We start from the raw sequence: 26124 nt of genomic DNA on the forward strand, positions 1-26124 counted from the left end.
CTTGATCAAAAGAGTTCGACGTCGCCGCTCGATACGTCGTGGCGCGGCATGGGGAGGTGGGCAGGGGCAACGGCTTCGGCGACGACCCGGCAGCGGCTTTGGCCCGATGCAGGGCGAAAATCGACGCGGCGCGCACGCACTCCGCCAAGGTCGGCATGGACGAGCGCGATGCGTTCGCGTTCCAGAAACACTTTGGCGAACTGTGCATTCGCGGTGCCGATCCGCGCCATGCCGCTGTGCATGTTGGCGCCGCCATAAATCCGGGCGCGCAGTCCCGAACGTGTCGCACCATAGGCGAGCATTTCGTTGATCAGCACTTCCATCAGATAGACGCCGTAATGTTCGTCGACCGCCGCCGAAGCCTGCGAAGCCTTGGGCTCGCCAAGCAGGAAATGATTCATGCCGCCGACGCCCGCTTGGGCATCGAAAAGGCAGGTGGCGATGCAGCTGCCAAGCACAGTGGTGAGTTCGACGCGCGCGCTGTCGCTGACGCGTACCTGACCCTGCATGACGGTTAGGCGGGCCATTTTCGGGCAGGATTGGGTGGCGGTCATCAACATGTCAGGCTGCCCTTGCCAGTGCATAATCGGCGATCTGGTGAATCGGGGCGACGACACCCGCAGCACCCAGCGCGATTGCCGCCTTGGGCATGCCGAATACGGTGCAGGTCGCTTCGTCCTGAACGATGGTCTGCGCTCCTGCCCGGGCCATCGCCAGCAGACCCCGTGCCCCGTCGCTTCCCATGCCGGTCAGCAGGATGCCGACCGCATCGGCACCGAGCGTTTCGGCGACCGAGTGGAACAGGACATCGACACTTGGACGATGGCCGCCCACTTTTTCGCCGGGGCGAACACGGGTGTACAGCTGGCTTCCGCTGCGCACCTGAAGGTGGCGTTCATTGCCGCCGGCCAGATAGATGTGTCCGCGCTGCATTGTTACATCGGGCTCCGCGATGACAACGCGGGCTGCGCATTGCGCATCAAGCCGCCGCGCGACCGCTTCGGCAAAATGACCGTTGATGTGCTGGACCACCGCGACCGGCGGGCAGTCCGCGGGGAAGCGGGTAAGCAATTGCTGAAGCGCCTCTACCCCCCCGGTCGACGCACCGATCGCGATCAGTCGCGCGGCACCCCGCGCCGTGCCAAGCGACGGCATGACAGGCGCCGGGGCCTTGGCCTGCCGCGGTGCGTTGCGCACCATTGCGGCGGCACGGATCAGGTCGGCAAGCTTCCCCCCGTCGCTGGTCAACAATTCCCCGGCGCGGCCCTGCGGTTTGGCGTAGCAATCGACCGCCCCGATCGAGAGCGCGCGGGCGGTGGCATCGGCCCCGTCGCGGGTCAGCCCGGACACGATCACGACCGGCGTGGGGCGCAGGCGGATGATCTTTTCCAGGAAGTCGAGCCCGCCCATGCCCGGCATTTCGATGTCGAGCGTCACCACGTCGGGATTCAGCGACCGCATCTGGGCGCGTGCATCGGCGGCATCCACTGCGGTGCCGACCACTTCAATGTCGCTTTCGCGGCGCAGCAACTCGCTCAGCAACGCGCGCATGGTCGGCGAATCATCGACGATCAAAACCCGGATGCTCATCGTGCGGACTTTCGATAGATGGTGGGTCCAATCGGGCTGAGCAGTGCGGTGGCGGGACCCGTCACGCGTTCGCTGTGTCCGATGTAGAGCGTGCCCCCGGGGAGCAGCTGTTCGGCGAAGCGGGCGACGAGCCGTTCCTTGGTCGGTTGATCGAAATAGATCATCACGTTGCGGCAGAAGATGACGTCGAACTGGCGCGACATCGGCCAAGGACCGAGCAGGTTGAGCGTACGGAAGCGCACGACCGCGCGGGCGGCGGCCGATACCGTGGCAAGGCCGTCCCGTTCGTCGAACCACAGCTTGCGCAGGGGTACGGGCACAGCTTCAAGCGATGCTGCGGAATAGGTCGCCTGACGCGCGCTGATGAGGGCGTGGTCGGCAATATCGCTTGCCAGGACGATCAGGTCGCTTTCCGCCATGCGGCGTCCCACGCCGCGGTCCTCCCCCAGCATCGTCGTGACGAGCGACCAGGTTTCTTCACCACTCGAGCAGCCGGCGGACCAGATGCGCACGGGCTGCCCCGCCGACAGCTTGCGCTGCAACGCGGGTCGGACATCGTCATGCAGGTGATCGAAATGATGGCCTTCGCGAAAGAAGAAGGTATGGTTGGTGGTAAGCGCGCAGATCGCCCGCTTGCGCTCGGTCTGGTCGCTTTCGATCCGCTTCACATAATTGGCAAAGGTGCCGCAGCCGGCGTTGCGGACGAGCGGCGCGAGGCGCGAATAGACCAGCATCGCCTTGCCGTTTGGCAGGACGATGCCGACCTCGCCGTGCACGATGTCGCGCACAGCTTCGAAATCGGCGGTGCGATAGACGTCGGGACTGATTCCCGGCATCCGGTCGAGGGCGAGCGCGGCGTTCATGCGGCAGCCCTGAGCGGGCTTGTGACCGCGTTCGACACGAGCGCGTCCACGTCGACGATGAGTGCAACGCGACCATCCCCCAATATGGTCGCGCCGGCCACCCCGTCGACGGGCCGGTAATGGGTGTCGAGGCTCTTGATCACAAACTGGCGCTGGTCGCAGATCGCATCGACCTGAAGCGCGGCCCTTCCGGCGATCTCGGTATCGACGACGATCAATACCGACTGGCACGGATCGGCGACCGCGCCGTTCGCGTTGACCGCCCGGTTAAGCGGAAGGATCGGGATGAACTTACCGCGCACGTCGAGCATCGTTCGATCGGTCCCGAGCCGTTTTACGTCGCCCGGTTCAGGGCGCAGGCTCTCGACCACATGCGCAAGCGGCACGACCAGCGTCTGATCGCCGACCGTGACGATCATCCCGTCGGATATCGCCAGCGTGAGCGGCAAAGCGAGCGTGAAAACGCTGCCCGCGCCGGGAGTCGATTCGATGCTGATTCGACCGCCCAGATCCTTCACATTCTGGCGCACCACATCCATTCCGACGCCGCGGCCGGAGATGTTCGATACGGTCTGCGCAGTCGAGAAGCCGGGCGCGAAGATAAGGTTGTCGATTTCTTCGCTCGACAGTGTGGCGTCCGCAGAAACCAGCCCGCGCTCGACCGCCTTTGCCAGCACGCGTTCGCGATCAATGCCTTTTCCGTCATCACTGACACGGATGACAATGCGACCGCTGCGATGTTCAGCGGACAGGCGCAGCGTCCCCTGGGGTGACTTGCCGGCGGCGACCCGATCCGCCGGGGGTTCGATACCGTGATCGACCGCGTTGCGGATGAGGTGGGTGAGCGGTTCACCGAGCCGTTCAATGACGGTCTTGTCGAGCTCGGTCGCCTCTCCACTCACTTCGAGCGTCACGCGCTTACCGGTCGTTCCTTCGAGTTCGCGCAGCATACGCGGCACGCGGCTGAATACCGATCCGATCGGCTGCGCGCGGATGCCCATTGCGTTTTCCTGGATGTCGCGGGTCAGCCCGTCCAGCATCGCCAGTTCCTCGATCCCGGCCAGTCCGTGACCGGAAAGCCGCTGGGCCATCATGGCCTGCGCGATCACCAGTTCGCCGACGGCATCGATCAGCCGGTCGAGCTTGATCAGGTCGATGCGGATCGACTGGCCGCCTGCCGCCGGTGCCGCTGCGGCGGCCGCGGGGACCGGGGCGGACTTGGTTTCCGGAACGGACGGCGTCGTGGCGACCGCCGGGACTGCAACTTCTGGTCCGGCGATGGCAGCGTCGATCGCGGCCAACGACGCCGCCATCGACACCGTCGATTCGGAGGATTGCTCCGCATGTTGCTGCGCTTCACCGCTGGCGATGGTGATGACGAAATCGTCGCCGAAAAAGTCGAATATCTCCATCACGGCATCGTCGGATACCGTGCCCGGCAGGCTGTATGTCCAGGCGAGGCAGGCAGCGGCACTGCGGTATTGTTCGAGCGCGGGTACGGCGGCGCAGTCTACCGCGGTACAGATCGCACCCAAGCGAACGAGCTCGCGCAGCAGCAGAACCGGCTCCCCGCCATTCTGCATCGCGGCATCAAGTGGTCGGATATGTGCCGAACGGCCGCCGCGTTCCGGCGCGACTTCCGCAGCGATGTCGCCGAGCATGGCGTCAAGGTCGAAGTCGAGATCGGCGACATCGCCCACGGCGGGAACGGGTGTCGAAGCGGCGTGCGTTACCCCTTCTGTGGGCTGTTCAGGAGCTGAACCGCTTTGGGCCGCAGCCAGTTGCTTCAGCAATGCTGCATCATCGGGCGGTCCGTCATTGCCGCGTGCCGAAGCAACATGATCGTTCAGCACGTCGAGCGCGCGCAGCATCAGGTCGACCAGTTCCGGTCCGAGAGTGACGGTTTCGTCGCGCACGTCCGAAAGCAGTGTTTCGAACCCGTGCGTATAGTGCTGAAGCGCCGTGAACCCGAATGCCCCCGCGCCCCCCTTGATCGAATGTACCGCTCGGAAAATCGCGTTGATCGTATCGGCATCGTAGCTGCCGGCACGGCAGGCATCGAGCGCGGTTTCGGCAGCCGCCAGCGCTTCTTCGCATTCAAGGAAGAAGATTGCCTGGATTTCGTCGCTCGTCATGCCGCCGCCCCGAAAAGAAGCGTGTCGAGGCCGGTAACGGACGCAATGTCCCGCAGCGGATCCGACGCGAGGATCGACAAGGCCCGGTTGCCAGCATCCGCGCTTTTCCGCGCGCTGACGAGCAGCTGCAGGCCAGCCTGTCCGATCTGCACGACATGGCTGCCGTCGATCGTGGTCGGGCCGGATGCGAGTGCGGCGATCAGCTCGGGAAGAACTGCGTCGACCGCCGTCGCGTCGCATCGCGCGGGTAGCGCAATGATGTGCATGATCCTGTTCCTTGCCCCCGGCGACCGATCAGAATTCCGACCAGTCCTCGTCATCCACGGGCTTCATCGCGAGGTTGCCCTGCACGACCGGCGCGCGGCGCGGCGTGCGGCTACGGCGGACCGGGGCCGGCATCGCTACCGGCATTTCCTCGACACTGCCCGTGCGGAAGCGGGCGACGAGGCTGGACAGTTCGTCGGCTTCCCCGGCCAGGCTGCGTGCGGCGGCGGTCGATTCTTCAACCATCGCGGCGTTCTGCTGTGTCATCTTGTCCATCTCGCCCACTGCGCCATTTACCTGTTGCAGGTTGGCCGACTGGACTTCGGCGGATTCGGCGATCGCGGTGATCAGCGCGCTGATCGCGCCGACGCGTTCGACGATGCGGTCGAGAAGCGAGCCGGTTTCGCCGACGAGCGTCACGCCGTCGCTGACCTGCTCGCTGCTGGTCATGATCAGGCCCTTGATGTCCTTGGCGGCGTCGGCGGAGCGCTGGGCAAGCGCGCGTACTTCGTTCGCGACCACCGCGAACCCCTTTCCGGCATCACCGGCGCGGGCGGCTTCCACCCCGGCATTGAGCGCGAGAAGGTTCGTCTGGAAGGCGATACCGTCGATCACGTTGATGATCTGGCTGATTTCCTGAGACGATTTCTCGATCGCGCCCATTGCGCTGACTGCGCGCCGCACAACCTGTCCGCCCTCGGTCGCTTCGCGGTGCGCCTGGGCAATCGAGCCGTTGACCTCCGCGGCACTGCGCGCGGTTTCCTGAACCATGCGGGTAACCTGGTTCATGGCCGCCGCGGTTTCCTCAAGGCTTGCCGCCTGCTGTTCGGTCCTGAGCGCTAGATCATCGGACGCGGCGCGGATTTCGGAAGCGCCAGTGTGAACGCTGGATGCCGAGCCTGACACGCGCGCGAGAATGGTCGCAAGTCCTTCCACCGTCTCATTGAAGCTCGTGCGCAAGGTTTCATATTCATTTGCAAATGGGTGATCGATGCGATGGGTCATGTTGCCATCGGCGACCTGGCGCAGACCGGCAGCGAGGTCTTCCACGACCTGACGCTGCTTGCTTTCGGCCTCGGCCTGCGCCTTCGACGCTGCCCGAAACACTTCGATAGCCTGGACCATGGTGCCGATTTCATCCTTGCGGCCGTTTCCTTCGACCGCGACGTCGAAATCGCCCTCTGCCATTCGGCGCATGGCGTCGGCGGTTGCCGATAGCGGGTTCAGCGCATTGCGGATCAGATAAAAGATTCCACCGACCAGCATGGCGACGATCAGGACGCCGAGCACGCTGAGCCACAGGATCGTCGACGCGAGAGTCGCGTGGCTATCCTCGCTCAGGCGAGTCTGGGCCTCGCCAGCCGCGACCACCAGCTTGTCGATCTCTGCACGATGGCTGACATAGTCATCGGTGAGACGCGCATAGCTGGCCTGTGCTCGGTCCATATTGCCGCCGGCGACGGCGGGCAGAAGCCGCTGATTCAGTTCGGTCCAGAATTCTATTGCCTTCGCACCCGATCGATTCAGGATCTGCTCTTTCAGTGCAGGCGGGAGGTCCGATGATTTCCAGTACGCATAGCGATCATTGAATTGCTGCTCGAGCTCGGCCAGGCGCTTTTGTCGGTCGGGAAGCGTCGACGGGTTAGCGACCAGCAGCGTCGCCTCGAGATAGGGTTCGATCACATATTCGGGCGGCGGAAGAATATCCGCGGTCAGGTCACTGACCTGCTGGTTGCGCCGATCCATGTCGCCGCCGAAGCGGATCTTGTCGATCTGCACGCTGGTGAAAATAACGGACACGGCCATTGCGCCCAGTATGACGGCACCCCCGACCTGGCCCTTGCCCTTGATGCTCATGTCTACCTCATCCCTATCCCGGAAACTGTGTCGGGAAGCGTAGGGCGATGGCCGTAACCAGAGCGTTTTGGGGGGCGTACGTAGTTTCCGCAAACTGCGGTTAAGGCAATTCCTGCAGAATATACGGGTTGGCAAGAACCGCCATGCGAACCGCAGCGGACAAAGATTCCGCGCCGATTTTCGCCATCAGACTGGCGCGGTGAACCTCCACCGTGCGCGTGCTGAGCGACAGGCGGTCGGCGATCACCTTGTTGGGCAACCCGTCAACCATAAGGTCGAGTATTCCCAGTTCGCGATCGGTCAGACGGTTGATCCGCTTCATTGCCTCCGCCCTGGCTGCGAGCTTCGCGCGCGTTTCCCAGAGCGACTCAAGTGCCGATTCAATGCAGTCGACCAGGGCGCCCGGATCGATCGGCTTTTCGAGAAAATCGTAAGCGCCCATCTTGATGCACTTTACGACATCGGCGACAGCCGGCCGACTTGTCATCAGGATGGTGGTGAAACGACCTTCCTGACGGTGGATCGCCTCAAGGACATCAAGGCCGCTCATGCCGGGCATCTTCATGTCCAACATGAGCACGCCGCCTGCCAGATCGGGAAGGGCGGCGATGAAATCATTCCCGGCGCGGAAGGGGAACAGCAGCAGGTCCGGAATGCCCGAAAGGACATCCCGCAGCAGATTCCGAATGATATCGTCGTCATCGACGAGGTAGACTGCCCGCATCTTATTCCTGGTTGCTCACGTCAACGCGATTTGCGCCGATCGAACGTGCTATGGCCGGGAGCAACGGGTCAAGCCAAACAAGCGGTCGACCCGCTCGTTGGGCTGGTCCGGCTGCAGATCGCCGGCGTCGTGTTTTAAGGCCTGCGGCAGCGGCGCAACCCAGCCTAGGCGGTGCTGCTCCCGGTGCGGTGCGCGCGCAGATGACGCGGGTCAAAGCCTAGGCCAGCGTCAGCAGCCAGGCGGCGCTGGTCTGATCGATCCGGCTGAACGCTCGCCCGGCGGCAACAAGCGGAAATTTGCTCGGGATGGGCGCCTATGGTCCGTAGGATAAACCTTGGGAGCCGTTTTCACCACATCATGCGGAACGGCGCAGTTCCGATACTCTCAGCTTGACGATGGTGACCCCTACGGGACTCGAACCCGTGTTTTCGCCGTGAAAGGGCGACGTCCTAGACCGCTAGACGAAGGGGCCATGCCTTGGCTGGTCGGGCGCACCTATAAAAATGATCCGCGGCGGTCAAGCGATCCTTTTCGACCGCCTACTCCGCCCATGCCGCATCGTCGAGATGCAGTTCGGCGGCCGGGCGCGCGCCCCAATCGTCGCGCCGCGCACGTCCCGCCACCCAAAGCCGGCGATGGGGCGGGGCGGCCAGCAGCGCCTGGCCGAGCAGCGTGTCGGCGCTGCGAAACGCCACCGCCTTGAGCGTCGCGCCGTCGTCGCCCGACAGGATGGCGCGGACATGGCCGGTGCCGACCACATCCGCCTTCACCACGCGCACCGGGCCCGCGGCGACGCGCGGTGCGGGCCAGCCCATGCCATAGGGCCCACCCTGTTCCAGCGCATCGACCAGCACCGGGTTGACCGCGCGCGGCGCAAGCACGGCGTCGACCAGCAGCGCGCGCCCGATCCCGGCACGCGCAACCGCTTCGCCCAGGCGCGCGTCGAGGAACGCGGTGAGCGCATCGACCTGGTCGGCAGCGATGGTCAGCCCGGCCGCCATCGCGTGGCCACCGCCGGCGATCAGCAGACCGGCTTCCTTCGCGGCCAGAATCGCCGCGCCCAGGTCGACCCCCCAGACGGACCGTCCGGACCCCTTGCCGATGCCCTGTTCGTCGATCGCGATGACGATGGCCGGCCGACCCAGCTTTTCCTTCAGCCGCCCCGCGACGATCCCGATTACGCCGGCATGCCATCCCGGTGCCGCGACGACCGCGACCGCATGTGCCGTTCCGCCCGCCAGCGTCTCGGCGGTCGCCTGCACCTCGCCCTCGATCGTCCGGCGCTCCTGATTGAGCTGGTCGAGCTCGGCGGCGATTCGTCGTGCCTCGTCGGGATCGTCGGTTGTCAGCAACCGCACGCCCAGGTCGGCGCGGCCGACGCGCCCGCCGGCGTTGATCCGCGGGCCCAGCGCGAAGCCCAGGTCGCTGCAGCTCGGTGCGCGCGTCAGGCGGGAAGCTCCGATCAGCGCGTTTATCCCGATATTGCGCCGGGCCGCCATGACCTTCAGCCCCTGTGCGACAAAGGCGCGGTTGAGCCCGCGCAGCGACGCGACGTCGGCCACCGTGCCGAGCGCCACCAGGTCGAGCAGGTCGAGCAGGCGGGGCTCGGCCCGGCCGCCAGCGAACCAGCCGCGCGCGCGCAGCACCCGCAGCAATGCCGCGCCGAGCAGGAACGCGACGCCGACCGCGGCGAGGTGGCCGTGTTCGGCGCCTTCCGCCTCATCCAGCCGGTTCGGGTTAACCACCGCATGCGCGACGGGCAGCGCGGCTGCGCATTTGTGATGATCGACGACGATCACGTCGACTCCGGCGTCGCGCGCCATCTCCAGCGCCTCGAACGCCTGTGCGCCGCAATCGACCGTGACGATCAGGTCCGCGCCCTCGCGCTTCAACCGCACCAGCGCCTCGCCCGAGGGGCCATAGCCCTCCATCAGCCGGTCGGGGATATAGGCGCGCGCCGCCAGCCCCAGGTCGCGCAGCAGGCGGATCAGCAGCGCCGCCGATGTCGCGCCGTCGACGTCGTAATCGCCAAAGATCACGACGTTTTCGTTCGCGGCGACGGCGTCTGCGATCCGTTCGGCCGCGCGGTCCATGTCGCGGAAGATCGACGGGTCGGGCATGAATGCGCGAATGCTGGGCGCACGATGGCGATCGAGATCCTCGCGCGCACAGCCACGCGCCAGCAACAGCTGGGTGACCAGATCGTCGGGCGTGTAATCCGCGCCGCCCGCGTCGTTCGCCAGGCCGCGCCACTGCCAGGGCTGGCCGAGGATCGATTGCCGGATGTTGAGGATCGCTGACATGGCTGCCACCGGGGCTAGGCGATCGCGCGGGCGCGGTCCAGCACGGGGATCATTTGATCCAGCTGCCCTCGCGAAACCATTTGGTGACGATGTATTTGACCCCGCGCGTGACCGCGACCCCTTCGTGGAGCGTCGCTTCGTTGGGGCTGCCGTCTTCGCTCATGTTGTTCCAGGCGACGAGCAGGCCGCGTTCGGGCTTGAAACGCACGCCTAACCGCGGGAACCAGGTCGATCCCCCATCTGACACGTCATTCAGATAGACCATCGCCGTCCAGGTGCGCTGGCCCCCGAACGGCCTCATCGTTTCCCAATAGGGCTCGTTTTCGTTGAAATAGTCGTGGTGGGCGCGGAACTGCTGGCCGGGCGCATATCGCTGGCCCTGGATCGTCTCGCCCTGCCGCGGTTCCATGCCGAGCAGGTCGGCGATCGCCTCGTCGATCGGCTGGACGTCGGGCGACCAGCGGTCGAGGTCGCAGCTGTCGCTCGTCCGGAAATAGGGGTCGTTGCTGGTCGACAACAGCGTCGACTTGCGGCGGCCCGCGTCGATCAGGTCGATCAGCAGCCGGCATTGCGCCGGCGACAGATAGTCGGGGTGGGTGAACATCTGTGCGCCGTCGACAGGCACGCGGCGCATGCCCGGGGTCGCGGCCAGTCGCGCCGCAACCTGCACGCCGATGTCACGGCGCGCCGGCGACGGCGGGCCGGGACGGGCAGGGGCTTTGCGGCGGCGGGACCAGAACATCGTCGCCGACCCTGCACAAAGCCGCCCCCGAAACGCAAGAGGCCCGACGTCGCCGCCGGGCCTCCGCGCTTCGCCATCCGGCGATCGTCACCAGAAGATATCGTACTCGACATCGACGACGCGACCCGACCGGATGTCGATCAGCAACGCGTCATTGTAATAGCGCACCCAACGGTACGGACCAAAGGCCGGCGGCAGGCGATAGTAGAACGGATCGTCGATCCAGTATTGCGGAGCGAACAGCAGCGAGCCGAGCGTCAGGCCGATCGAAAAGCGGCGATAGCCGTAATTCCAGCCGTTCGGCGCGTAATAGCGCGGCAGGCGATAGAGGTTCCGATTGCGGCCGCGCCAGTCGCGCCAGTTGTACCGATTGTCGCCGCGCCAGCCGCGATTCCAGTCGCGCCGGTCATCCCAACCGCGCCGATACCGCTGGTCGTCGCGCCAGTCGCCGAAGCGGCGGCCGTTCCAGTCGCGACGATCGTTACGGAAATCGCGTCGGTCATCCCGGAAATCGCGGCGGTTGTCGCGGAAGTCGCGACGATCATCGCGAACGTCGCGCCGGTCATTGCGGAAATCGCGGAATTCGCGACGGTCGTTGCGAAACTCGCGCCGCTCGCCGGCCAAGTCGCGGCGATCGTCGCGCCGCTCGTTACGGAAGTCGCGACGATCGTCCTGGCGATCCGCGCGGAACGCCTCGCGCGTCACCTCGCCACGACGGAAATCGCGCCGGTCATCCTGACGTTCGCGGGCGAAGTCGCGGCGATCGTCGGCACGATCCTGACGAAAGGCGCGCCGATCTTCGCCGAATTCCCGGCGCTCCTGACGAAATTCGCGGCGCTCGGCTCTCGCTTCGTTTCGCTGCTGACGAAAGGCCGGACGTTCCTCGCCCGCTTCGCGGCGTTCGGCAGCTCGGGGCGCCCCCCCGCGGTCGACGCGCTCGGCACGTTCGGGGCGACCGCCACGCCCGCCACGACCGTCACGATCCTGGGCAGTGGCAGCGATGGGGGTCAGCGCGGTGGCGCCGATCAACAGGCTCAAGAGGATATTTCGCATCGTCACGTCTCCGTGGCACGATCGCCACATACCTGTCGTCTATCCACGCTGCGATGACCCGTTTCTGAATTGCGTTGACAGCAATCAGAAAGGAAAGCTCAAGGCCGCAGGGCCGGTACGCTGCGCGCAGCTTCGCGCGGGTCGATGCCCGGCTGGGCCGGCACCGGGATAGTCTCGTCGCCCCGCGCGATCCGGGCCGCCATCTGGACCGCGTCGACCAGGCGTGGGTAGATGCCGCACCGGCACAGGTTGCCGAGCGCGTCGACGATGTCGGCTTCGGACGGGTCGCGATTGCGCCTCAGCAGGACCGCCGCCGCCATGACGATGCCGGGCAGGCAATAGCCGCATTGCGACACGTTGGCCGCGATCATCGCCTGCTGGACCGGGTGGTCGCGTTCGCGCGACAGGCCCTCGATCGTGGTGACGAACGTCCCCTCGATCGCCGCGATCGTCACCTGGCACGATCGCACCGCCTGGCCGTCGATATCCACGGTGCACGCCCCGCAATCGCCGGTGCCGCAGCCATATTTGGTTCCGGTCAGGTTGGACGCGTCGCGCAGTGCCCAAAGCAGCGGCGTCGCGGGATCGAGCCGGTATTCGACCGGCTGGTTGTTGACGGTGAAACGGGTCATCGCGGTTCCGGATAGCGCAGGATCGGACGGCGAGGAACCCGCGCCAGATCAGTCGCGCCAGCTGCGGTCGATGCGGTCGACCAATCGCACCATCGCGGCGAAATCCGCCGCGCCCGCGCCGCCGGGGATCTGCACCTTGTGCAGGTCGCGCTGATGGATGGCCACGACGTCGGCGGGAACCTCGATCGGCGTGCCCATCGACGCGGTCGCCACCTGGATCTCGCACGCGCGCTGCAGCGACCAGTGCTTGATGAATGCCTCGGGCAGGGTGCGCCCCATCACCAGGATGCCGTGGTTGCGCAGCAGCATCACGCGCTTGTCGCCCAGATGTTCGATCAGCCTTTCGCCCTCCTCGGCGCGCACCGTCACCCCCTCGAAATCATGGTATGCGATCTGGCCAACGAAGTTGCAGGCATAGAAGTTGGTCGGGCGCAGGCCGCCTTCGACCGCGCTCACCGCCATGCCGGCGGTGGTATGGGTGTGCATGATGCAATGCGCGTCGGGCAGGTGGCGGTGGAACAGCGCATGCTGGGTAAAGCCGGCGAGGTTGACCGGGTGCGGATTCAGGTCGAGCTTGTTGCCGTCGATGTCGATCTTGACGAGGTTCGACGCCTTTACCTCGCTGAAGTGCAGGCCAAAGGGATTGATCAGGAACGCGCCGTCCTCGCCCGGCACCTTCAGCGTGATATGGTTGTAGATCATCTCTGACCAGCCGAGCATGTCGAAAATGCGGTAACAGGCCGCGAGCTGCTGGCGCGCATCGCGCTCCGCATCGCTCATCGTCGCGGGCGACTTGATCGCGGTGGCCATGATCTTCTCCATCCGACATTGTTTCGAAGATGCAGTATGGCATACGGGGCGGGGAACGATCAATTGGAGGCAGGGTGATGAGCGAAGCGATGATCCGGGTCGAACGCGATGGCGATGTGCTGGTCATCTCGCTCAATCGTCCGGATCGCCTGAATGCCGCGCCGACGGCGATGTTCGACCAGATCCGCGATGCGCTCGCCGGGCTCGACGGGGCGCGCGCGGTGCTGATCCGGGGGGAGGGGCGGGCGTTCTGCGCGGGCGCCGATGTCGGGGGCGGCGCACTGGGCAGCGACGATCCCGAAGCCGCGACCTTCGCGGCGCTCACCGAACATTACAATCCTACGCTGGCTGCGATCGCCGACCTTGCGGTACCGGTGGTCAGTGCGGTGCGCGGCGCGGCGGCGGGCATCGGCAGCAGCCTCGCGCTCACCGCGGACTTCTGCATCGCCAGCCCGACCGCCTATTTCCTTCAGGCGTTCGTCAATATCGGGCTGGTGCCCGACGGCGGCGCGACTTGGCTGCTGCCGCGTATCGTCGGGCGCGCGCGCGCGATGGAAATGATGATGCTTGGCGAACGGGTGTCGGCCGAACGCGCGCTGGAATGGGGATTGATCCACCGGGTGGTCACCGACGAACGGCTGGATGAGGAGGCGCTGGCGCTGGCGCAGCGGCTTGCGCGCGGCCCGACGGTCGCGCTTGGCCTGATGCGCCGCGCGGTCTGGCGCGCGCTCGACACCGGCCATGCCGAAGCGATGCTGGCGGAGGCCGAGGCGCAGCGCAGAGCGCGGGGCAGCGCGGATTCGGTGGAGGGCGGCATGGCCTTCCTCCAGAAGCGACCGCCCGAATTCAAGGGCCGCTGAAGCCCGGCTTACGCCGCCGGCTTGGCGGCACCTGCGGGCAGGTGGATGCCGCACTCGGTCTTGGCAAAGCCGCGCCACCGTCCAGCGCGGACGTCATCCCCGTCGGTGGAGACCGGGCTGGTGCACGGTGCGCAGCCGATCGAGGGATAGCCCTGTGCCTCGAGCGGATGGCGGGGCAGGTCGTGCGCGACGAAATAGGCGTCGAGGTCCGCCCGATGCCACGTCGCCAGCGGATTGAGCTTCAACCGACCCTGCGCATCGGCGGCGTCGATCTCGAACCGTTCGAGCGCGGCGCGGGTATCCGCCTGAAACGCCTTGCGCCCCGTAATTGTCGCGTCGAAGCCGCCCAGTGCGCGGGTGAGCGGCTGAACCTTGCGCAGGTCGCAACAGCCGTCGGGATCGTAGGACCAGCGTTCGCCGGCCGCGTCACGAGCAGCGAGCGCGGCGGGATCGGGGGTCAGATTGCGAAGGTCGCGCAGCCCAAGCCGGTCTGCGAGCAGATCCCGATACGCCAGCGTCTCCGGAAAATGTTTGCCGGTATCGAGAAACAGGACCGGGATCGCGGGATCGACCGTGGCGACCAGATGCAGCAGCACCGCGGATTCGGCGCCGAAGGATGAAAGCAGCGCGACGTCGCCGAGCATCCGGTTGCCCAGCACCGTCCGCAGCATCGTCGCGGCATCCTCCCCGCGAAACCGGTCGTTCAGGCGCAGCGCATCCGCCGGAATGAAGCGCGGCGCGACATCGATCCGGTCGACCGCTCGGATGTCGAGGTCAGCCATGGCGCAGCTTCCACACCGGCACGCGTTCATCGGCCGCGGCCTGATAAACATGGTCATGCCGCGCAATCGCCGCGGCCAGCGTCGCCTGATCGACCGGAGAGGCGGGCGCGAAACTGTCGAAGCCGCACCGCCGCATCAGCGGGATCTGGTCGACGAGCACGTCGCCCTCGGCGCGCAACTCGCCGCCATAGCCGGCCTCGCGCAGGATGCGTGCCGCCGAATAGCCCCGACCGTCGCGAAAGCTCGGAAAACTGATCTCGACCAACGCCAGCCGGTCGAGAAAGGGAAGGAGCGCGCGGACATCCTCGCCGGCCTCGACCCTGACCGCAGTCGCATTCGACTGACCCAGAAAGGCGTCGAGCGTGACCGCCGGCTCCTCGTGCGGCTCGTCGTCGCGCAGGCGCAACAACTTATCCATAGATCGCTTCCTTGAACGGCTCCATGCCGATCCGACGATAGGTGTCGACGAAACGCTCGCCCGCCTCGCGATGCGCGATGTAGACCTCGGTCGCCTTTTCGACCGCGTCGACGACGCCGTCCTCGGTAAATCCCGGTCCGGTGATGCGGGCGAGGCTGACGTCCTCCGCGCCCGATCCACCGAACGACAGCTGGTAGTTTTCGACGCCTTTCCGGTCGACGCCCAGAATGCCGATATGGCCGGCATGGTGATGGCCGCACGCATTGATGCAGCCGGAGATTTTGAGCTTGAGCTCGCCCAGGTCGCGCTGCCGGTCGAGGTCGGCGAAACGCGTCGCGATCTTCTGCGCGACGGGGATCGAGCGTGCATTGGCGAGGCTGCAATAGTCGAGGCCCGGGCAGGCGATGATGTCGCTGATCAGGTCCAGATTAGCCTCCGCCAGCCCGGCGGCCGCCAGCGCCTGCCAGATCGCGTGCAGGTCCGCCTTGCGCACATGTGGCAGCACGATGTTCTGAGCGTGCGTGACGCGGAGCTCGTCATGGCTGTAGCGCGCGGCAAGGTCGGCCATCACGTCCATCTGGTCGGCACTCGCGTCGCCCGGAATGCCGCCCACCGGCTTGAGCGAGATGTTGACGATCGCATGGCCCGGCTGCTTGTGCGCCTTCACATTCTGGTCGATCCACACCGCAAAATCGGGATCGCTGCGGTCGACCGTGTCGTCGAGACCCTGTTCAAAGGGGGGCGGCGCGAAGAATGCCGCGATGCGATCGAACTCGGCGGCCGGCGGATCGATGCCCAGCGCCTTGACCGCGACGAACTCGGCTTCGACCTGGCGGCGATATTCGTCCGCGCCGATCTCGTGCACCAGGATCTTGATCCGCGCCTTGTAGAGATTGTCGCGGCGCCCATGGCGGTTGTAGACCCGCAGGCAGGCCTCCAGATAGCTCAGCAGGTCGCCGAGCGGCACGAAATCGCGGATTTCCGGCGCGATCATGGGTGTGCGACCCATGCCTCCGCCGACGAAGATCCGCGCACCCATTTCGCCGTCGCGCGCGACGATCTGGATGCCGATATCGTGCAGACGCATCGCCGCGCGATCCTCCGCCGCCGCGATCACCGCGATCTTGAACTTGCGCGGCAGGTAGGTGAACTCGGGATGGAACGTGCTCCACTGCCGGATCAGCTCGGCCCATGGCCGCGGATCGGTCAGCTCGTCCGCGGCCGCACCGGCGAACTGGTCGGACGAGATGTTGCGGATGCAATTGCCGCTGGTCTGGATCGCATGCATCTCGACCGTCGCCAGATCGGCGAGGATGTCGGGCGCGTCGGCCAGCTTGATCCAGTTATACTGCAGGTTCTGGCGCGTAGTGAAATGGCCGTAGCCGCGATCATATTTGCGCGCGACGTGCGCCAGCATCCGCATCTGCCGGCTGTCGAGCGTGCCATAGGGGATGGCGACCCGAAGCATATAGGCGTGCAGCTGCAAATAGAGGCCGTTCATCAGCCGCAGCGGCTTGAACTGGTCCTCGGTCAGCTGTCCCGCGATGCGGCGTTCCACCTGATCGCGGAATTCGGCAACGCGGGCATCGACGATCGCCTGGTCATATTGGTCGTATCGGTACATCGGCTCGGGCCTCTATCTGCGTCGGCGGGTCACGGGTTGTGCGTGACCACGGCAAGCGGGTGGTGCTGGACGATTTCGCCCAGCTCGGCGAAACCGCGCCCGCCGATCTTCACTTCGCGGTGTGCCGCGCGGATGGCCTGAAAAGCCTCGGCGACACCCGGCGCGTCATAGCCCGCTTCGGTCGGATAGCCGACAGTGACGATCACGTCCCACTCGGCCTGGCTTTCGTCGCCACGCTCCAGCAGCGCATAGCTGGTGAACAGGCCGCGTTCGACGCCGATCCGGTCCATCGCGAACCAGTTGGCCTGCAAATAGGCGATCAGATCGGCGCGCAGTCCGGGCTTCGCACGCAGATAGGTCTGCGTGACATGTCGCGTTTCGCGCGCCTCGCCGGGCGCTCGCGCGAGGGCGGAGGCAGGCGCGAACGAGGGTGCCGCGCACGCGAGCGCCAGCACGGCCAGATGCCCGGCGCGCATCAGATCACCCAGCTGCCGGCTTGCGGGTCGGCAGGCTTGAGCGACAGGTCGGCGCGCACCGTCGGCCCGAGCGCGCGGATCCGGTCCTTGATATGCTCGGGACGCGGGCCATCCCCGCCCAGCACGGCATCGATGACATAGGGCACGTTCACGCGCCGCGCGGCTTCCTCCTCGCGCGCGATCGCCTCGCCATGCTCGGCGACATCGATCGCGTCGGCGACGTGGCGCGACCACCCGCTGCCGGTCCACCACACGACATCGCCGGTCTTCAGGTCATTGCCGGTCAGGATCTTCACGCCAGCGCCTCCGCCGCTTTTGCCCATTGCCCCAGTTGATCCTGCGCATCGGCCAGCCGCGCCACCTCGCCGACGACGATGACGGCCGGCGACGCGACGCGCTGGCGCGCGACCATCGCGCCGAGATCGGCGAGCAGGGTGCGCAGCGCGCGGGCATCCGCATGGGTGCCGCGCTCCAGCACCGCGACGGGCATATCGGGGGCAACCCCGTCGGCCATCAGCTTCTCCGCGATCTGTGCAGCCGTGGCGACGCCCATGTAGATGACAAGCGTCCGGCCGTTGCCGGCCAGCCCCGACCAGTCCTGTTCCGACAGCCCCTTGCACTGGCCGGCGACGAAGCTGACCGTGCTCGACCAGTCGCGGTGGGTGAGGGGGAGCATCGCCTGCGCCGCGCAGCCGAGCGCCGCCGATACGCCCGGAATGACCTCGACCGGGATGCCCGCGTCGCGCAGCGCCTCGACCTCCTCGCCGCCGCGGCCGAACACGAACGGATCGCCGCCCTTCAGCCGGACGACGGTCGCGCCGCGGCGGGCGTGCGCCACGAGCAGCGCGTTGATCGCCTCCTGCGGCAGGGTATGGCGCGCGCGCTGCTTGGCCACCGAAATCCGCGCCGCCGCCCGCGGTGCCAGGTCGAGCATGCGCGGGTCGATCAGGCCGTCATGGACGACGACATCCGCGATGCGCAGGGCATCGGCAGCGCGCAGGGTCAGCAGCCCCGGATCGCCGGGGCCGGCCCCGACCAGGATGACCCGGCCGTCGCGGGTAGCGGAGTGCGCCTCTGTCATGCCGTTCGAGATGCGCCGCCGCCGCGCAAGTTGCAATCGATCGATGCTTGGCGTCACCGTAGCAGAACTTTTCCGCGCCGGACGCGGACCAAATCACGCCGGACTGGCGCTGGACGTCACCCGTCGCGCAGACCGATGCCGATCGATGCCCGGGCGAGCTCGGCTTCGGACGACACGACCGGATAGGCGCAGTAATCCGCCGCATAATAGGCGCTCGGCCGATGGTTGCCCGACCAGCCGACGCCGCCGAACGGCGCGGACGAGGATGCGCCGTTGGTGGGGCGGTTCCAGTTGACCACGCCGGCGCGGATGTTCGACCAGAATTGCTCGTACAGCGTCGGCTCCTGGCTGATCAGCGCGGCGGACAGCCCGTAGCGGGTGTTGTTCGCCTCGGCGATCGCCTCGTCGAAGGTCGCGGTACGAAACACCTGCAGCACCGGGCCGAACAGCTCGCCGTCGGGCCGATCGGTCGCATGGGTCATGTCGATGATGCCCGGCGACAGGAATGGCCGCCCCTCGATCAGGCGGTGGAGGTGGCGGATCGGCCGGCCGCCGCGCGTCAGCAGCCCGACAAACGCCTCGGTCAGCTGGTCGGCGGCGTCGTTGTCGATCACCGGGCCCATGAACGGGGCAGGGTCGGCATGGGGTTCGCCGATGATCATCCGCGCCACCAGCTTCTCGATCTCCGCGATCAGCGGATCGGCCAGCCGCTCGTCGACGATCAGCCGCCGGGCGTTGGCGCACCGCTGGCCCGCGGTGGTGAACGCCGACTGCACGACCAGCACAGCCGCGGTGTAGAGGTCCGGGGTGCTCCATACGACGATCGGGTTGTTGCCGCCCATTTCGAGTGCGAGGATCTTTTCGGGATGCTCGGCGAACATCCGGTTGAGCGCGATGCCGGTGCGCGCCGATCCGGTGAACAGCAGCCCGTCGATGTCGGGATGGCCCGCCAGCGCCTTGCCGGCTTCCGGTCCGCCAATCAGCAGGCGGACGCAACCCTCCGGCACGCCCGCCGCGCGATAGCAGTCGACCAGCATCTCGCCGACCGCGGGGGTCTTTTCCGACGGTTTGAACACAACCGCATTGCCTGCGAGCAGCGCGGGCACGATGTGGCCGTTGGGCAGGTGCGCCGGGAAGTTGTAGGGTCCCAGCACCGCCAGCACGCCGTGCGGCTTGTGACGCAGCGCGACCCGGCCGTTCATCGGCGCTTCCATCCGCCGCTGGCCGGTCCGTTCCGAATGCGCGTTGACGGAGATGTCGACCTTGCCGATCACGGTTTCGACTTCGGTGCGCGATTCCCACAACGGCTTGCCGGTTTCGCGGGCGATCAGGTCGGCCATCGCGTCGGCGCGGGCGCGTACGACATTGGCAAAGCGGCGCATCGTCTCGACCCGCACCGTATAGGGGCGTGCGGCCCATTCCGCCCACGCGGCGCGCGCGATCCCCACTTCTGTATCGGCATTTCCGTGGGGCTTGCGCCACAACACCGCGCCGGTGGCGGGCTCGGTCGAAATCAGTTCCTGCGGCATTCAGCATCCTGCGGCCAGTTGCCGGGCTCATGCACCAGATTTGCCGCCGATGCCAGTCACCTGGCGAACGCAGGCACTTACCCGTCCGCCAGTGCCGCGCCCATCGCGCGGATCGCGTCGATCTTGGCGTGGAACGCCGACCAGTCGTCGGCCTGATCGATGCGTGCCCAAATCGCCTCGACCTCCGTGATGTCGAGCGCGCACGGCGCATCGCCATGCCAGTAGCGATCGTTGCGCGCGCTGCGCGGGGCGTGACGCGCCAACAGCGCGCGCACGTCGTCGAATGCCGGGCCGTAGCTGTCGGGAATGTCGCGCGCGAAGCTGTCGAAGAAGAATCGGTCGATCGGCACCTGGCTTTGCGCCAGTGCGGTGTCGAGCGCGCGGGCCAGCGCGTCCCCGTCGTCAGGATCGCCGGGCGTGCGCCCCAGGCGCCACAGCAGCGCGTTGCGTAATGCGGCCCGATATTCGACCTCGAACGCATCGAGCGCCGCGATCAACGGCTCGGCCGCGCTGACGATGCGCAGGCTGACGGCGAGTTGCATCACGTCCCAGTGGATCGCCTCCGCCTGCCGGCCGAAGGCGTACAGGCCGCCATGGTCGAAATAGGCCGCGGTGAACGTCGCGTCCCAGGTCGGGGCGAACCGCCACGGGCCATAGTCGAAGCTTTCGCCGGTGACGTTGATATTGTCCGAATTGAGCACGCCGTGGACGAAGCCCGCCGCCATATACCCCGCCGCCAGCCGCGCGGTCGCGCCGACGACATGGCGGAGCAGGCGCGGGGCGGCATCCGACGGGTCTTCCGCTTCCTCGCCATAAAAGTGGCGCAGGACATAGGCGATCAGACGCCGCATCGCTTCCTCGTCGCGCAGCTGGGCGACACGCTGGAACGTCCCGATCCGGATATGGCCGTGGCTCAGCCTGACCAGCACGCTCGACCGGGTGGGGGAGGGCTCGTCGCGGCGATGCAGCGCCTCGCCGGTCTCGACGAGCGAAAAGCTTTTGGATGTGTCGACCCCCAGCGCTTCGAGCATCTCGGTCGCCAGCACCTCGCGCACGCCGCCCTTGAGCGTCAGCCGGCCGTCGCCGAAGCGGCTCCAGGGTGTCTGGCCCGAACCCTTGGTGCCCAGGTCGAGCAGACGGCCGGTCCCGTCGCGGAGCTGGGCGAACAGGAAACCGCGCCCGTCGCCGATGTCGGGATTGTACACGCGGAACTGGTGGCCGTGATATCGCAGCGCCAGCGGCGCCTCCAGGCTGCCCGGCAGTGGGGTGAACCGCGCGAAATGATCGATCCACGCGCGATCGTCGAGCTGGTCGAGGCCGATCGCGGCGGCGTGGCGGTCGTTGCGGAAACGCAGGATCGCCGCGGGGAACGCCGCCGGTCGCACCGGGTCGTAGAAGCCGTCGCCGAGTTCGAGGATCGCGCGTTCGGGATGAAAGGACACGGGCGCTTGCGGGGGCTTGGACATGCGGCGATATGGGGTGGCATGGCGACGCAACGCAACCACGGTTCGCGACCGACCGACCCGGCCGGGCCCACACCCGCCTGGCAGGACGGTTATTGGTGGTCGAACGACGGTCTGCGGCTGCATTATCGCGACTATGCCGGGCCGGACGATCGCCCGGTGCTGCTGTGCATGCCGGGCCTGACGCGCAACGCCCGTGATTTCGACGGGTTGGCGGCGCGGCTGGCGGGTGACTGGCGGCTGATCGTCGTCGATCTGCGCGGGCGGGGCGAAAGCGCCTATGCGCGCGACCCGATGACCTATGTCCCGCTTACCTATCTGCAGGATCTGGAGGTGCTGCTGCGCCAGCTCGACCTGCCGCGGATCGTGCTCGTCGGAACGTCGCTGGGCGGCATCCTGGCGATGCTGCTGGCGACGGCCGAACGGGGGCGGGTCGTCGGCGCCGTGCTCAACGATGTCGGGCCGGAGATCGACCCGGCGGGCCTCGCGCGCATCCGCGGCTATGTCGGCAAGGGCAGCTGGCACCCGACGTGGATGCATGCCGCGCGCGCGGTGGCGGAGGCGAATGCCGACGCCTATCCCACCTATGAGATCCAGGACTGGCTGGGCATGGCCAAGCGGCTGTACCGGCTCAATTCCAACGGGCGGATCGTGCTCGACTACGACATGCGCATCGCCGAACCGTTCCGGGTGCCGGGCAACGAGGCGGGGCTCAACATGTGGGGGGCGCTCGATGCGCTGGCGGGTGTGCCCGTGCTCGTCCTGCGCGGGGCCTGCTCGGATATTCTCAGTGATGAGGTCGCGCGGCGGATGCGCGATCGACTGCCGCAGGGCGAACTCGTGACGGTTCCGAACACCGGCCATGCCCCGACGCTCGACGAGCCGGCGGCGGTCGCGGCGGTCGACGGGCTGCTCGCGCGGCTGGCCAGCGGCGCGCGTGCCTGAACCCGATGCCGGTCCGCATCCTGCATCTGCATTCGAGCTTCGATCTGGGCGGCAAGGAGGCGCGTGCCGTCCGGCTGATGAACGCCTTTGGCGACCGCGCACGCCACGTCATCGTCTCCGGCGTGCCGGGCGCTTTGGGCGCGCGCGATGCGATCGCGCCGGGCATCGCCTATGAAATCGCGCAGGACCCGCCGCCGCTGACCGGGCGTCCGTCGGTCGCGCGCTATGAGGCGATCGCGCGGTTCATGCGCCGTTTCGACCTGGTGCTGACGTATAACTGGGGCGCGATCGACGGGGTGATGGCGCGCCGGGTGTTCGGCAAGGGGATGCCGCCGGTCATCCATCACGAAGACGGCTTCAACGACGACGAGGCCAATGGCCTCAACCCAATGCGCAACGCCTATCGCCGGCTGGCGCTGGCGGCGGCGCACCGGCTGGTCGTGCCATCGCATACGCTGGCGCGGATCGCGACGCGCACGTGGAAGCAGCCCGCGGCCCGCGTCGCGCGGATCAGCAACGGCATCCCGGTCGACCGCTATGCCACCGCCCGGCCGCGCGCCAACGCCATTCCGGGGTTCAGACGACGGCCGGGAGAAGTCGTCATCGGCGCCATCGCCGGTCTGCGCCCGGTCAAGGACCTTGCACTCCTCGTCCGCGCCACCGGTGGCGTGGTTGGCGCGCGTACCCGGCTGGTCATCGCGGGCGAGGGGCCCGAGCGCGCGGCGATCGTGCAGGCGGCCGAGCTGATGGGGATGGGGGACCAGGTCCACCTGCCCGGATTCCTGCCCGAACCGCACCGCTATATCGGTCTCTTCGACATCTTCGCCTTGTCATCGCGCAGCGAGCAGCAGCCGATTTCGGTGATGGAGGCGATGGCGAGCGGGTTGCCCGTTGTCGCGCCGCCGCTGGGCGACATCCCCGAAATGGTCGCGCCGGAGAACCTGCCCTATATGGGAATCGACCGCCACGAGGTGCATCTGCGCGACCGGCTCCAGGCACTGGCCAACGACGCGTCCGCCCGCGCGCGCATCGGCGCGGCGAACCTCGCACGGGCCCACGCACTGTTCGACGAACAAGCGATGATCGCAGCCTATGGCAAGCTTTATGGCGGGGCGATCGGCGGAATCGACCTGTCGGCATGAGTCGCCCGCGCCTGTCTTTGCAGGAATTGCTCGATTCGTTTTCGTGATGCCGCTATCGTCGCGCCGGTTTTACAGGAGAAGTCGTTGTTCAAGGGCATCAAGCCGATCACCTATCATGGTCGGGAAGTGTGGCCGCTGATCGAGGGGGGCAAGGGGGTTGCCGCCACCAATCACGCGAGTGCGGGGGCATGGGCCGCGGCTGGCGGGATCGGGACTGTATCGGCGGTGAATGCCGACAGCTACGACGCCGACGGCAAGATCATTCCTCAGATATACCGCGCACTTACCCGCCGCGAACGGCATGAGGAGCTGATCGAATACGCCATCGAGGGTGCGGTCCAGCAGGTCCGGCGCGCCTTCGAGATCGCGGGCGGGCGCGGGGCGATCAACATCAACGTGCTGTGGGAAATGGGGGGCGCGCAACGTGTGCTGCACGGCGTGCTCGAACGCACCCGCGGCATGGTTGCGGGCGTCACCTGCGGCGCGGGGATGCCGTACAAATTGTCCGAAATTGCGGCGTCCTATGGCGTCAACTATCTGCCGATCGTCAGTTCCGGGCGCGCCTTCCGGGCGCTGTGGAAGCGCGCTTATTCAAAGGCGTCTGAATGGTTGGCGGCGGTGGTCTATGAGGACCCGTGGCTGGCCGGCGGGCATAACGGGCTGAGCAATGCCGAGGATCCCCGCGCGCCGCAGGATCCCTATCCGCGGGTCAAGTCGCTGCGCGAGACGATGCGCGAGGGCGGCATTTCCGACGATGTTCCGATCGTGATGGCCGGCGGCGTCTGGTATTTGCGCGACTGGTCGAACTGGATCGACAATCCCGAACTGGGCGCGATCGCCTTTCAGTTCGGGACCCGGCCGTTGCTGACGCAGGAAAGCCCGATCCCCGACGCCTGGAAGGCCAGGCTGATGTCGATCGAGGAAGGCGACGTGCTCCTGCACAAATTCTCGCCCACCGGCTTCTATTCCTCCGCAGTGCGCAACCCGTTCCTGCGCAACCTGGAAGCGCGGTCGGAACGGCAGATCCCGTTTTCGACGCAGCAGGCCGGCGATCACACCTTCCAGCTCGACGTGGGCGTGCGCGGCAAGAATTTCTGGGTGACGCGTGGCGACCTGCTCCGCGCGCGCGAATGGCATGGGCTGGGCTTTACCGAAGCGTTGAAGACACCCGACAATACGCTGGTGTTCGTCACGCCCGCCGAAAAGGCGGAAATTCGCAAGGACCAGGCGGACTGCATGGGCTGCCTCAGCCAGTGCGCCTTTTCGTCCTGGGCCGATACCGAAACCAATTCGACCGGCCGGCCGGTCGATCCGCGCAGCTTCTGTATCCAGAAGACGCTTCAGGACATCGCGCATGGCGGCGACACCGAGCAAAATCTGATGTTTGCCGGCCATGCCGCCTATCAGTTCAAGCGCGATCCCTTTTATTCCAACGGCTTCGTGCCGACCGTCAAGCAGCTGGTCGATCGTATCCTGACGGGGGATTGAGCCGATGGCGTGGCGGTTTCCCTGGCGCTTGCTGACCGTCCTGCTCGTGCTGCCCGGCATCGGCGGCGCTGCGGACGCCCAGCGGCGCAAGACGCCGTATTTCGCGTCGATCGCCGCCGACCGGGCGATGATGCGTACCGGGCCGGGGCGCAACTATCCGGCGATATGGCTCTATCGGCGCGACAACCTGCCGATCCGCGTCGTCGACATCTACAAGGACTGGCGCAAGATCGAGGATCCGGACGGCACCCAGGGATGGATGCTGGTCAATCTGTTAAGCAGCCAGCGCACCGGGGTCGTGATCGGCGGCGTGACGCCGATGCGGGCGACGCCCGGCCCCGGTGCAAAGATCAACTGGCGTGCTGCACCGGGCGTGGTCGGCAAGCTCGACGAATGCCGCGCGGGGTGGTGCCTGTTCGACGTGCGCGGCCGGACGGGCTATATCGAGCAGGCAAGCCTGTGGGGGGTCGACCCCGGCGAGGAATTCTGACGCGCGAGACGGCGGATCAGCCCTTGACCCGCTGCCACAATGCTTCCTGGGCATCGAGCCCGAGCGCAGCGAAATCGCCGTCCGCCAGGGCCTCCATCGCGCGGAACCGGTGTTCGAATTTCATGTTGGCCTGGCGCAATGCCGTCTCAGGATCGATCCCCAGATGGCGTCCCCAATTGACCAGCGCGAACATCAGGTCGCCAAACTCCTCGGCGCGCTGATCGTCGCGCGTCGCTTCGTCCAGCTCGGCGATCTCCTCGACCACCTTGGCGCGCGGGCCCTGTGCGTCGGGCCAGTCGAAGCCGACGCGCGCGGCGCGCTTCTGAAGCTTTTCCGCGCGCAGCAGGGCGGGTAGGCCGGCGGCAACACCCGCCAGCGCACTCGGATCGTTCTTCTTTTGTTTACGTTCCTGTGCTTTGATCGTTTCCCAGCCCGGGTTGGTTCCGTCGCCGAAGATGTGCGGGTGGCGGCGTTCCATCTTGTCGCTGATCGCGGCGACCACGTCGGCAAGGTCGAACGCGCCGGCTTCCTCGGCGATGCGGCTGTGAAAGACGACCTGCAGCAACAGGTCGCCCAGTTCGTCCTGGAGGTCCGCCATGTCGTTGCGCTCGATGGCGTCCGCAACCTCATGGGCTTCCTCGATCGTGTAGGGCGCGATCGTCGCGAACGTCTGCGCGAGGTCCCATTCGCAGCCATGCTCGGGATCGCGCAGTCGCGCCATGATGGCGACAAGGCGTTCGATCATGCGCCGACGCTCGCATTGGCGGGGCAAGTTACCCGTGCGACACGAGAGAGGGGCTGGACGGGGCGCGGTGACGATCCCGGGCCTGCCTCAGCGCCATATCGCAAAGTC

General features: G+C 66.8%; 26 protein-coding genes and 1 tRNA gene. 5 read left to right on the forward strand and 22 right to left on the reverse strand.

Annotated features, from left to right (window positions below; translation table 11 throughout):
• Positions 1–5: 5 nt before the first annotated feature.
• The 13 genes from GO308_RS05455 to GO308_RS05515 form a co-directional block, all read right to left on the reverse strand.
• Positions 6–527, reverse strand: a complete 522-nt coding sequence (locus GO308_RS05455) for a chemotaxis protein CheD (protein ID WP_240884364.1) — start codon at positions 525–527, stop codon at positions 6–8.
• Between the two features lie 34 nt (positions 528–561).
• Entirely contained in the window at positions 562–1590 is a 1029-nt protein-coding gene (locus GO308_RS05460; RefSeq protein WP_066478636.1) for a chemotaxis response regulator protein-glutamate methylesterase, read from the reverse strand.
• On the reverse strand, positions 1587–2453 hold the full coding sequence (locus tag GO308_RS05465) for a protein-glutamate O-methyltransferase CheR (RefSeq protein ID WP_240884366.1): 867 nt from the start codon (positions 2451–2453) through the stop codon (positions 1587–1589). The genes GO308_RS05460 and GO308_RS05465 overlap by 4 nt, the downstream gene beginning before the upstream one ends.
• A complete protein-coding gene (locus GO308_RS05470; protein WP_240884368.1) occupies positions 2450–4588 on the reverse strand; it encodes a chemotaxis protein CheA in 2139 nt (712 codons plus the stop codon). Before GO308_RS05470 ends, GO308_RS05465 begins: the two co-directional genes overlap by 4 nt.
• Positions 4585–4854: an STAS domain-containing protein gene (locus GO308_RS05475; RefSeq protein ID WP_066672914.1), complete on the reverse strand. Its 270-nt coding sequence runs from the start codon at positions 4852–4854 to the stop codon at positions 4585–4587. Before GO308_RS05475 ends, GO308_RS05470 begins: the two co-directional genes overlap by 4 nt.
• Positions 4855–4882: 28 nt before the next feature.
• Entirely contained in the window at positions 4883–6709 is a 1827-nt protein-coding gene (locus tag GO308_RS05480) for a methyl-accepting chemotaxis protein (protein WP_240884370.1), read from the reverse strand.
• A 100-nt stretch (positions 6710–6809) separates the two neighbouring features.
• A complete protein-coding gene (locus GO308_RS05485) occupies positions 6810–7433 on the reverse strand; it encodes a response regulator (protein WP_240884372.1) in 624 nt (207 codons plus the stop codon).
• 396 nt (positions 7434–7829) lie between these two features.
• Positions 7830–7905: transfer RNA gene (locus GO308_RS05490), tRNA-Glu, on the reverse strand.
• A 67-nt stretch (positions 7906–7972) separates the two neighbouring features.
• On the reverse strand, positions 7973–9736 hold the full coding sequence (gene recJ, locus GO308_RS05495; RefSeq protein WP_240885201.1) for a single-stranded-DNA-specific exonuclease RecJ: 1764 nt from the start codon (positions 9734–9736) through the stop codon (positions 7973–7975).
• Positions 9737–9785: 49 nt separating this feature from the next.
• Positions 9786–10478, reverse strand: coding sequence for a 2OG-Fe(II) oxygenase (locus tag GO308_RS05500; RefSeq protein ID WP_240884374.1), 693 nt, complete (start codon positions 10476–10478; stop codon positions 9786–9788).
• Between the two features lie 87 nt (positions 10479–10565).
• Positions 10566–11531, reverse strand: a complete 966-nt coding sequence (locus GO308_RS05505; RefSeq protein ID WP_240884375.1) for an RcnB family protein — start codon at positions 11529–11531, stop codon at positions 10566–10568.
• Between the two features lie 98 nt (positions 11532–11629).
• On the reverse strand, positions 11630–12163 hold the full coding sequence (locus GO308_RS05510; RefSeq protein ID WP_066549442.1) for a (2Fe-2S)-binding protein: 534 nt from the start codon (positions 12161–12163) through the stop codon (positions 11630–11632).
• 48 nt (positions 12164–12211) lie between these two features.
• Positions 12212–12973, reverse strand: coding sequence for a class II aldolase/adducin family protein (locus tag GO308_RS05515; RefSeq protein WP_066478759.1), 762 nt, complete (start codon positions 12971–12973; stop codon positions 12212–12214).
• A 77-nt stretch (positions 12974–13050) separates the two neighbouring features.
• Here GO308_RS05515 and GO308_RS05520 point away from each other — a divergent pair, with 77 nt between their 5' ends.
• The gene (locus tag GO308_RS05520) at positions 13051–13833 is read left to right on the forward strand and encodes an enoyl-CoA hydratase-related protein (RefSeq protein WP_240884377.1); all 783 of its coding nucleotides are present in this window, start codon (positions 13051–13053) and stop codon (positions 13831–13833) included.
• 8 nt (positions 13834–13841) lie between these two features.
• On the opposite strand, the gene GO308_RS05525 is transcribed toward GO308_RS05520, so the two are convergent.
• From GO308_RS05525 to GO308_RS05560, 8 genes are all read right to left on the reverse strand, one after another.
• Positions 13842–14615, reverse strand: a complete 774-nt coding sequence (locus tag GO308_RS05525; RefSeq protein WP_240884379.1) for a phosphoadenylyl-sulfate reductase — start codon at positions 14613–14615, stop codon at positions 13842–13844.
• Positions 14608–15033 carry a DUF934 domain-containing protein gene (locus GO308_RS05530; RefSeq protein WP_066478665.1) on the reverse strand — a complete coding sequence of 142 codons (426 nt, stop codon included), beginning with the start codon at positions 15031–15033 and terminating at the stop codon, positions 14608–14610. Before GO308_RS05530 ends, GO308_RS05525 begins: the two co-directional genes overlap by 8 nt.
• Positions 15026–16657 (reverse strand): nitrite/sulfite reductase, encoded by a 1632-nt coding sequence (locus GO308_RS05535; RefSeq protein ID WP_066478669.1) that lies wholly within the window; start codon positions 16655–16657, stop codon positions 15026–15028. Before GO308_RS05535 ends, GO308_RS05530 begins: the two co-directional genes overlap by 8 nt.
• A gap of 29 nt (positions 16658–16686) precedes the next feature.
• Positions 16687–17133 carry a hypothetical protein gene (locus GO308_RS05540; protein ID WP_066670591.1) on the reverse strand — a complete coding sequence of 149 codons (447 nt, stop codon included), beginning with the start codon at positions 17131–17133 and terminating at the stop codon, positions 16687–16689.
• A complete protein-coding gene (locus tag GO308_RS05545; protein WP_066670605.1) occupies positions 17133–17429 on the reverse strand; it encodes a DUF2849 domain-containing protein in 297 nt (98 codons plus the stop codon). Before GO308_RS05545 ends, GO308_RS05540 begins: the two co-directional genes overlap by 1 nt.
• The gene (gene cobA, locus GO308_RS05550) at positions 17426–18214 is read right to left on the reverse strand and encodes a uroporphyrinogen-III C-methyltransferase (protein WP_066478675.1); all 789 of its coding nucleotides are present in this window, start codon (positions 18212–18214) and stop codon (positions 17426–17428) included. The genes GO308_RS05545 and cobA overlap by 4 nt, the downstream gene beginning before the upstream one ends.
• Positions 18215–18330: 116 nt before the next feature.
• Positions 18331–19743 carry a succinylglutamate-semialdehyde dehydrogenase gene (gene astD / locus GO308_RS05555; RefSeq protein ID WP_066478677.1) on the reverse strand — a complete coding sequence of 471 codons (1413 nt, stop codon included), beginning with the start codon at positions 19741–19743 and terminating at the stop codon, positions 18331–18333.
• Positions 19744–19820: 77 nt separating this feature from the next.
• The gene (locus tag GO308_RS05560; RefSeq protein ID WP_240884381.1) at positions 19821–21209 is read right to left on the reverse strand and encodes a protein adenylyltransferase SelO family protein; all 1389 of its coding nucleotides are present in this window, start codon (positions 21207–21209) and stop codon (positions 19821–19823) included.
• An 18-nt stretch (positions 21210–21227) separates the two neighbouring features.
• On the opposite strand from GO308_RS05560, the gene GO308_RS05565 reads away from it, so the two are divergent.
• The 4 genes from GO308_RS05565 (at position 21228) to GO308_RS05580 (ending at position 25271) form a co-directional block, all read left to right on the forward strand.
• Positions 21228–22151, forward strand: a complete 924-nt coding sequence (locus GO308_RS05565; RefSeq protein ID WP_240884383.1) for an alpha/beta hydrolase — start codon at positions 21228–21230, stop codon at positions 22149–22151.
• A gap of 5 nt (positions 22152–22156) precedes the next feature.
• On the forward strand, positions 22157–23293 hold the full coding sequence (locus tag GO308_RS05570) for a glycosyltransferase family 4 protein (RefSeq protein ID WP_240884385.1): 1137 nt from the start codon (positions 22157–22159) through the stop codon (positions 23291–23293).
• A gap of 84 nt (positions 23294–23377) precedes the next feature.
• The gene (locus GO308_RS05575; RefSeq protein WP_240884394.1) at positions 23378–24781 is read left to right on the forward strand and encodes a nitronate monooxygenase; all 1404 of its coding nucleotides are present in this window, start codon (positions 23378–23380) and stop codon (positions 24779–24781) included.
• A gap of 4 nt (positions 24782–24785) precedes the next feature.
• Positions 24786–25271 carry an SH3 domain-containing protein gene (locus GO308_RS05580; protein WP_066478689.1) on the forward strand — a complete coding sequence of 162 codons (486 nt, stop codon included), beginning with the start codon at positions 24786–24788 and terminating at the stop codon, positions 25269–25271.
• Positions 25272–25287: 16 nt separating this feature from the next.
• On the opposite strand, the gene mazG is transcribed toward GO308_RS05580, so the two are convergent.
• Positions 25288–26016, reverse strand: a complete 729-nt coding sequence (gene mazG / locus GO308_RS05585; RefSeq protein WP_240884395.1) for a nucleoside triphosphate pyrophosphohydrolase — start codon at positions 26014–26016, stop codon at positions 25288–25290.
• Positions 26017–26124: the final 108 nt, after the last annotated feature.

Origin of the sequence: Sphingomonas sp. SFZ2018-12 (genome assembly GCF_022496715.1) — a bacterium.
GTDB lineage: Bacteria > Pseudomonadota > Alphaproteobacteria > Sphingomonadales > Sphingomonadaceae > Sphingomonas.

Excerpts from the sequence above, each read along its gene's own strand:
- GO308_RS05455 (WP_240884364.1), bottom strand. The coding sequence starts at position 527 with ATGGCCCGCCTAACCGTCATGCAGGGTCAGGTACGCGTCAGCGACAGC.
- GO308_RS05460 (WP_066478636.1), bottom strand. The coding sequence starts at position 1,590 with ATGAGCATCCGGGTTTTGATCGTCGATGATTCGCCGACCATGCGCGCG.
- GO308_RS05465 (WP_240884366.1), bottom strand. The coding sequence starts at position 2,453 with ATGAACGCCGCGCTCGCCCTCGACCGGATGCCGGGAATCAGTCCCGAC.
- GO308_RS05470 (WP_240884368.1), bottom strand. The coding sequence starts at position 4,588 with ATGACGAGCGACGAAATCCAGGCAATCTTCTTCCTTGAATGCGAAGAA.
- GO308_RS05475 (WP_066672914.1), bottom strand. The coding sequence starts at position 4,854 with ATGCACATCATTGCGCTACCCGCGCGATGCGACGCGACGGCGGTCGAC.
- GO308_RS05480 (WP_240884370.1), bottom strand. The coding sequence starts at position 6,709 with ATGAGCATCAAGGGCAAGGGCCAGGTCGGGGGTGCCGTCATACTGGGC.
- GO308_RS05485 (WP_240884372.1), bottom strand. The coding sequence starts at position 7,433 with ATGCGGGCAGTCTACCTCGTCGATGACGACGATATCATTCGGAATCTG.
- recJ (WP_240885201.1), bottom strand. The coding sequence starts at position 9,736 with ATGTCAGCGATCCTCAACATCCGGCAATCGATCCTCGGCCAGCCCTGG.
- GO308_RS05500 (WP_240884374.1), bottom strand. The coding sequence starts at position 10,478 with ATGTTCTGGTCCCGCCGCCGCAAAGCCCCTGCCCGTCCCGGCCCGCCG.
- GO308_RS05505 (WP_240884375.1), bottom strand. The coding sequence starts at position 11,531 with ATGCGAAATATCCTCTTGAGCCTGTTGATCGGCGCCACCGCGCTGACC.
- GO308_RS05510 (WP_066549442.1), bottom strand. The coding sequence starts at position 12,163 with ATGACCCGTTTCACCGTCAACAACCAGCCGGTCGAATACCGGCTCGAT.
- GO308_RS05515 (WP_066478759.1), bottom strand. The coding sequence starts at position 12,973 with ATGGCCACCGCGATCAAGTCGCCCGCGACGATGAGCGATGCGGAGCGC.
- GO308_RS05520 (WP_240884377.1), top strand. The coding sequence starts at position 13,051 with ATGAGCGAAGCGATGATCCGGGTCGAACGCGATGGCGATGTGCTGGTC.
- GO308_RS05525 (WP_240884379.1), bottom strand. The coding sequence starts at position 14,615 with ATGGCTGACCTCGACATCCGAGCGGTCGACCGGATCGATGTCGCGCCG.
- GO308_RS05530 (WP_066478665.1), bottom strand. The coding sequence starts at position 15,033 with ATGGATAAGTTGTTGCGCCTGCGCGACGACGAGCCGCACGAGGAGCCG.
- GO308_RS05535 (WP_066478669.1), bottom strand. The coding sequence starts at position 16,657 with ATGTACCGATACGACCAATATGACCAGGCGATCGTCGATGCCCGCGTT.
- GO308_RS05540 (WP_066670591.1), bottom strand. The coding sequence starts at position 17,133 with ATGCGCGCCGGGCATCTGGCCGTGCTGGCGCTCGCGTGCGCGGCACCC.
- cobA (WP_066478675.1), bottom strand. The coding sequence starts at position 18,214 with ATGACAGAGGCGCACTCCGCTACCCGCGACGGCCGGGTCATCCTGGTC.
- astD (WP_066478677.1), bottom strand. The coding sequence starts at position 19,743 with ATGCCGCAGGAACTGATTTCGACCGAGCCCGCCACCGGCGCGGTGTTG.
- GO308_RS05560 (WP_240884381.1), bottom strand. The coding sequence starts at position 21,209 with ATGTCCAAGCCCCCGCAAGCGCCCGTGTCCTTTCATCCCGAACGCGCG.
- GO308_RS05565 (WP_240884383.1), top strand. The coding sequence starts at position 21,228 with ATGGCGACGCAACGCAACCACGGTTCGCGACCGACCGACCCGGCCGGG.
- GO308_RS05570 (WP_240884385.1), top strand. The coding sequence starts at position 22,157 with ATGCCGGTCCGCATCCTGCATCTGCATTCGAGCTTCGATCTGGGCGGC.
- GO308_RS05580 (WP_066478689.1), top strand. The coding sequence starts at position 24,786 with ATGGCGTGGCGGTTTCCCTGGCGCTTGCTGACCGTCCTGCTCGTGCTG.
- mazG (WP_240884395.1), bottom strand. The coding sequence starts at position 26,016 with ATGATCGAACGCCTTGTCGCCATCATGGCGCGACTGCGCGATCCCGAG.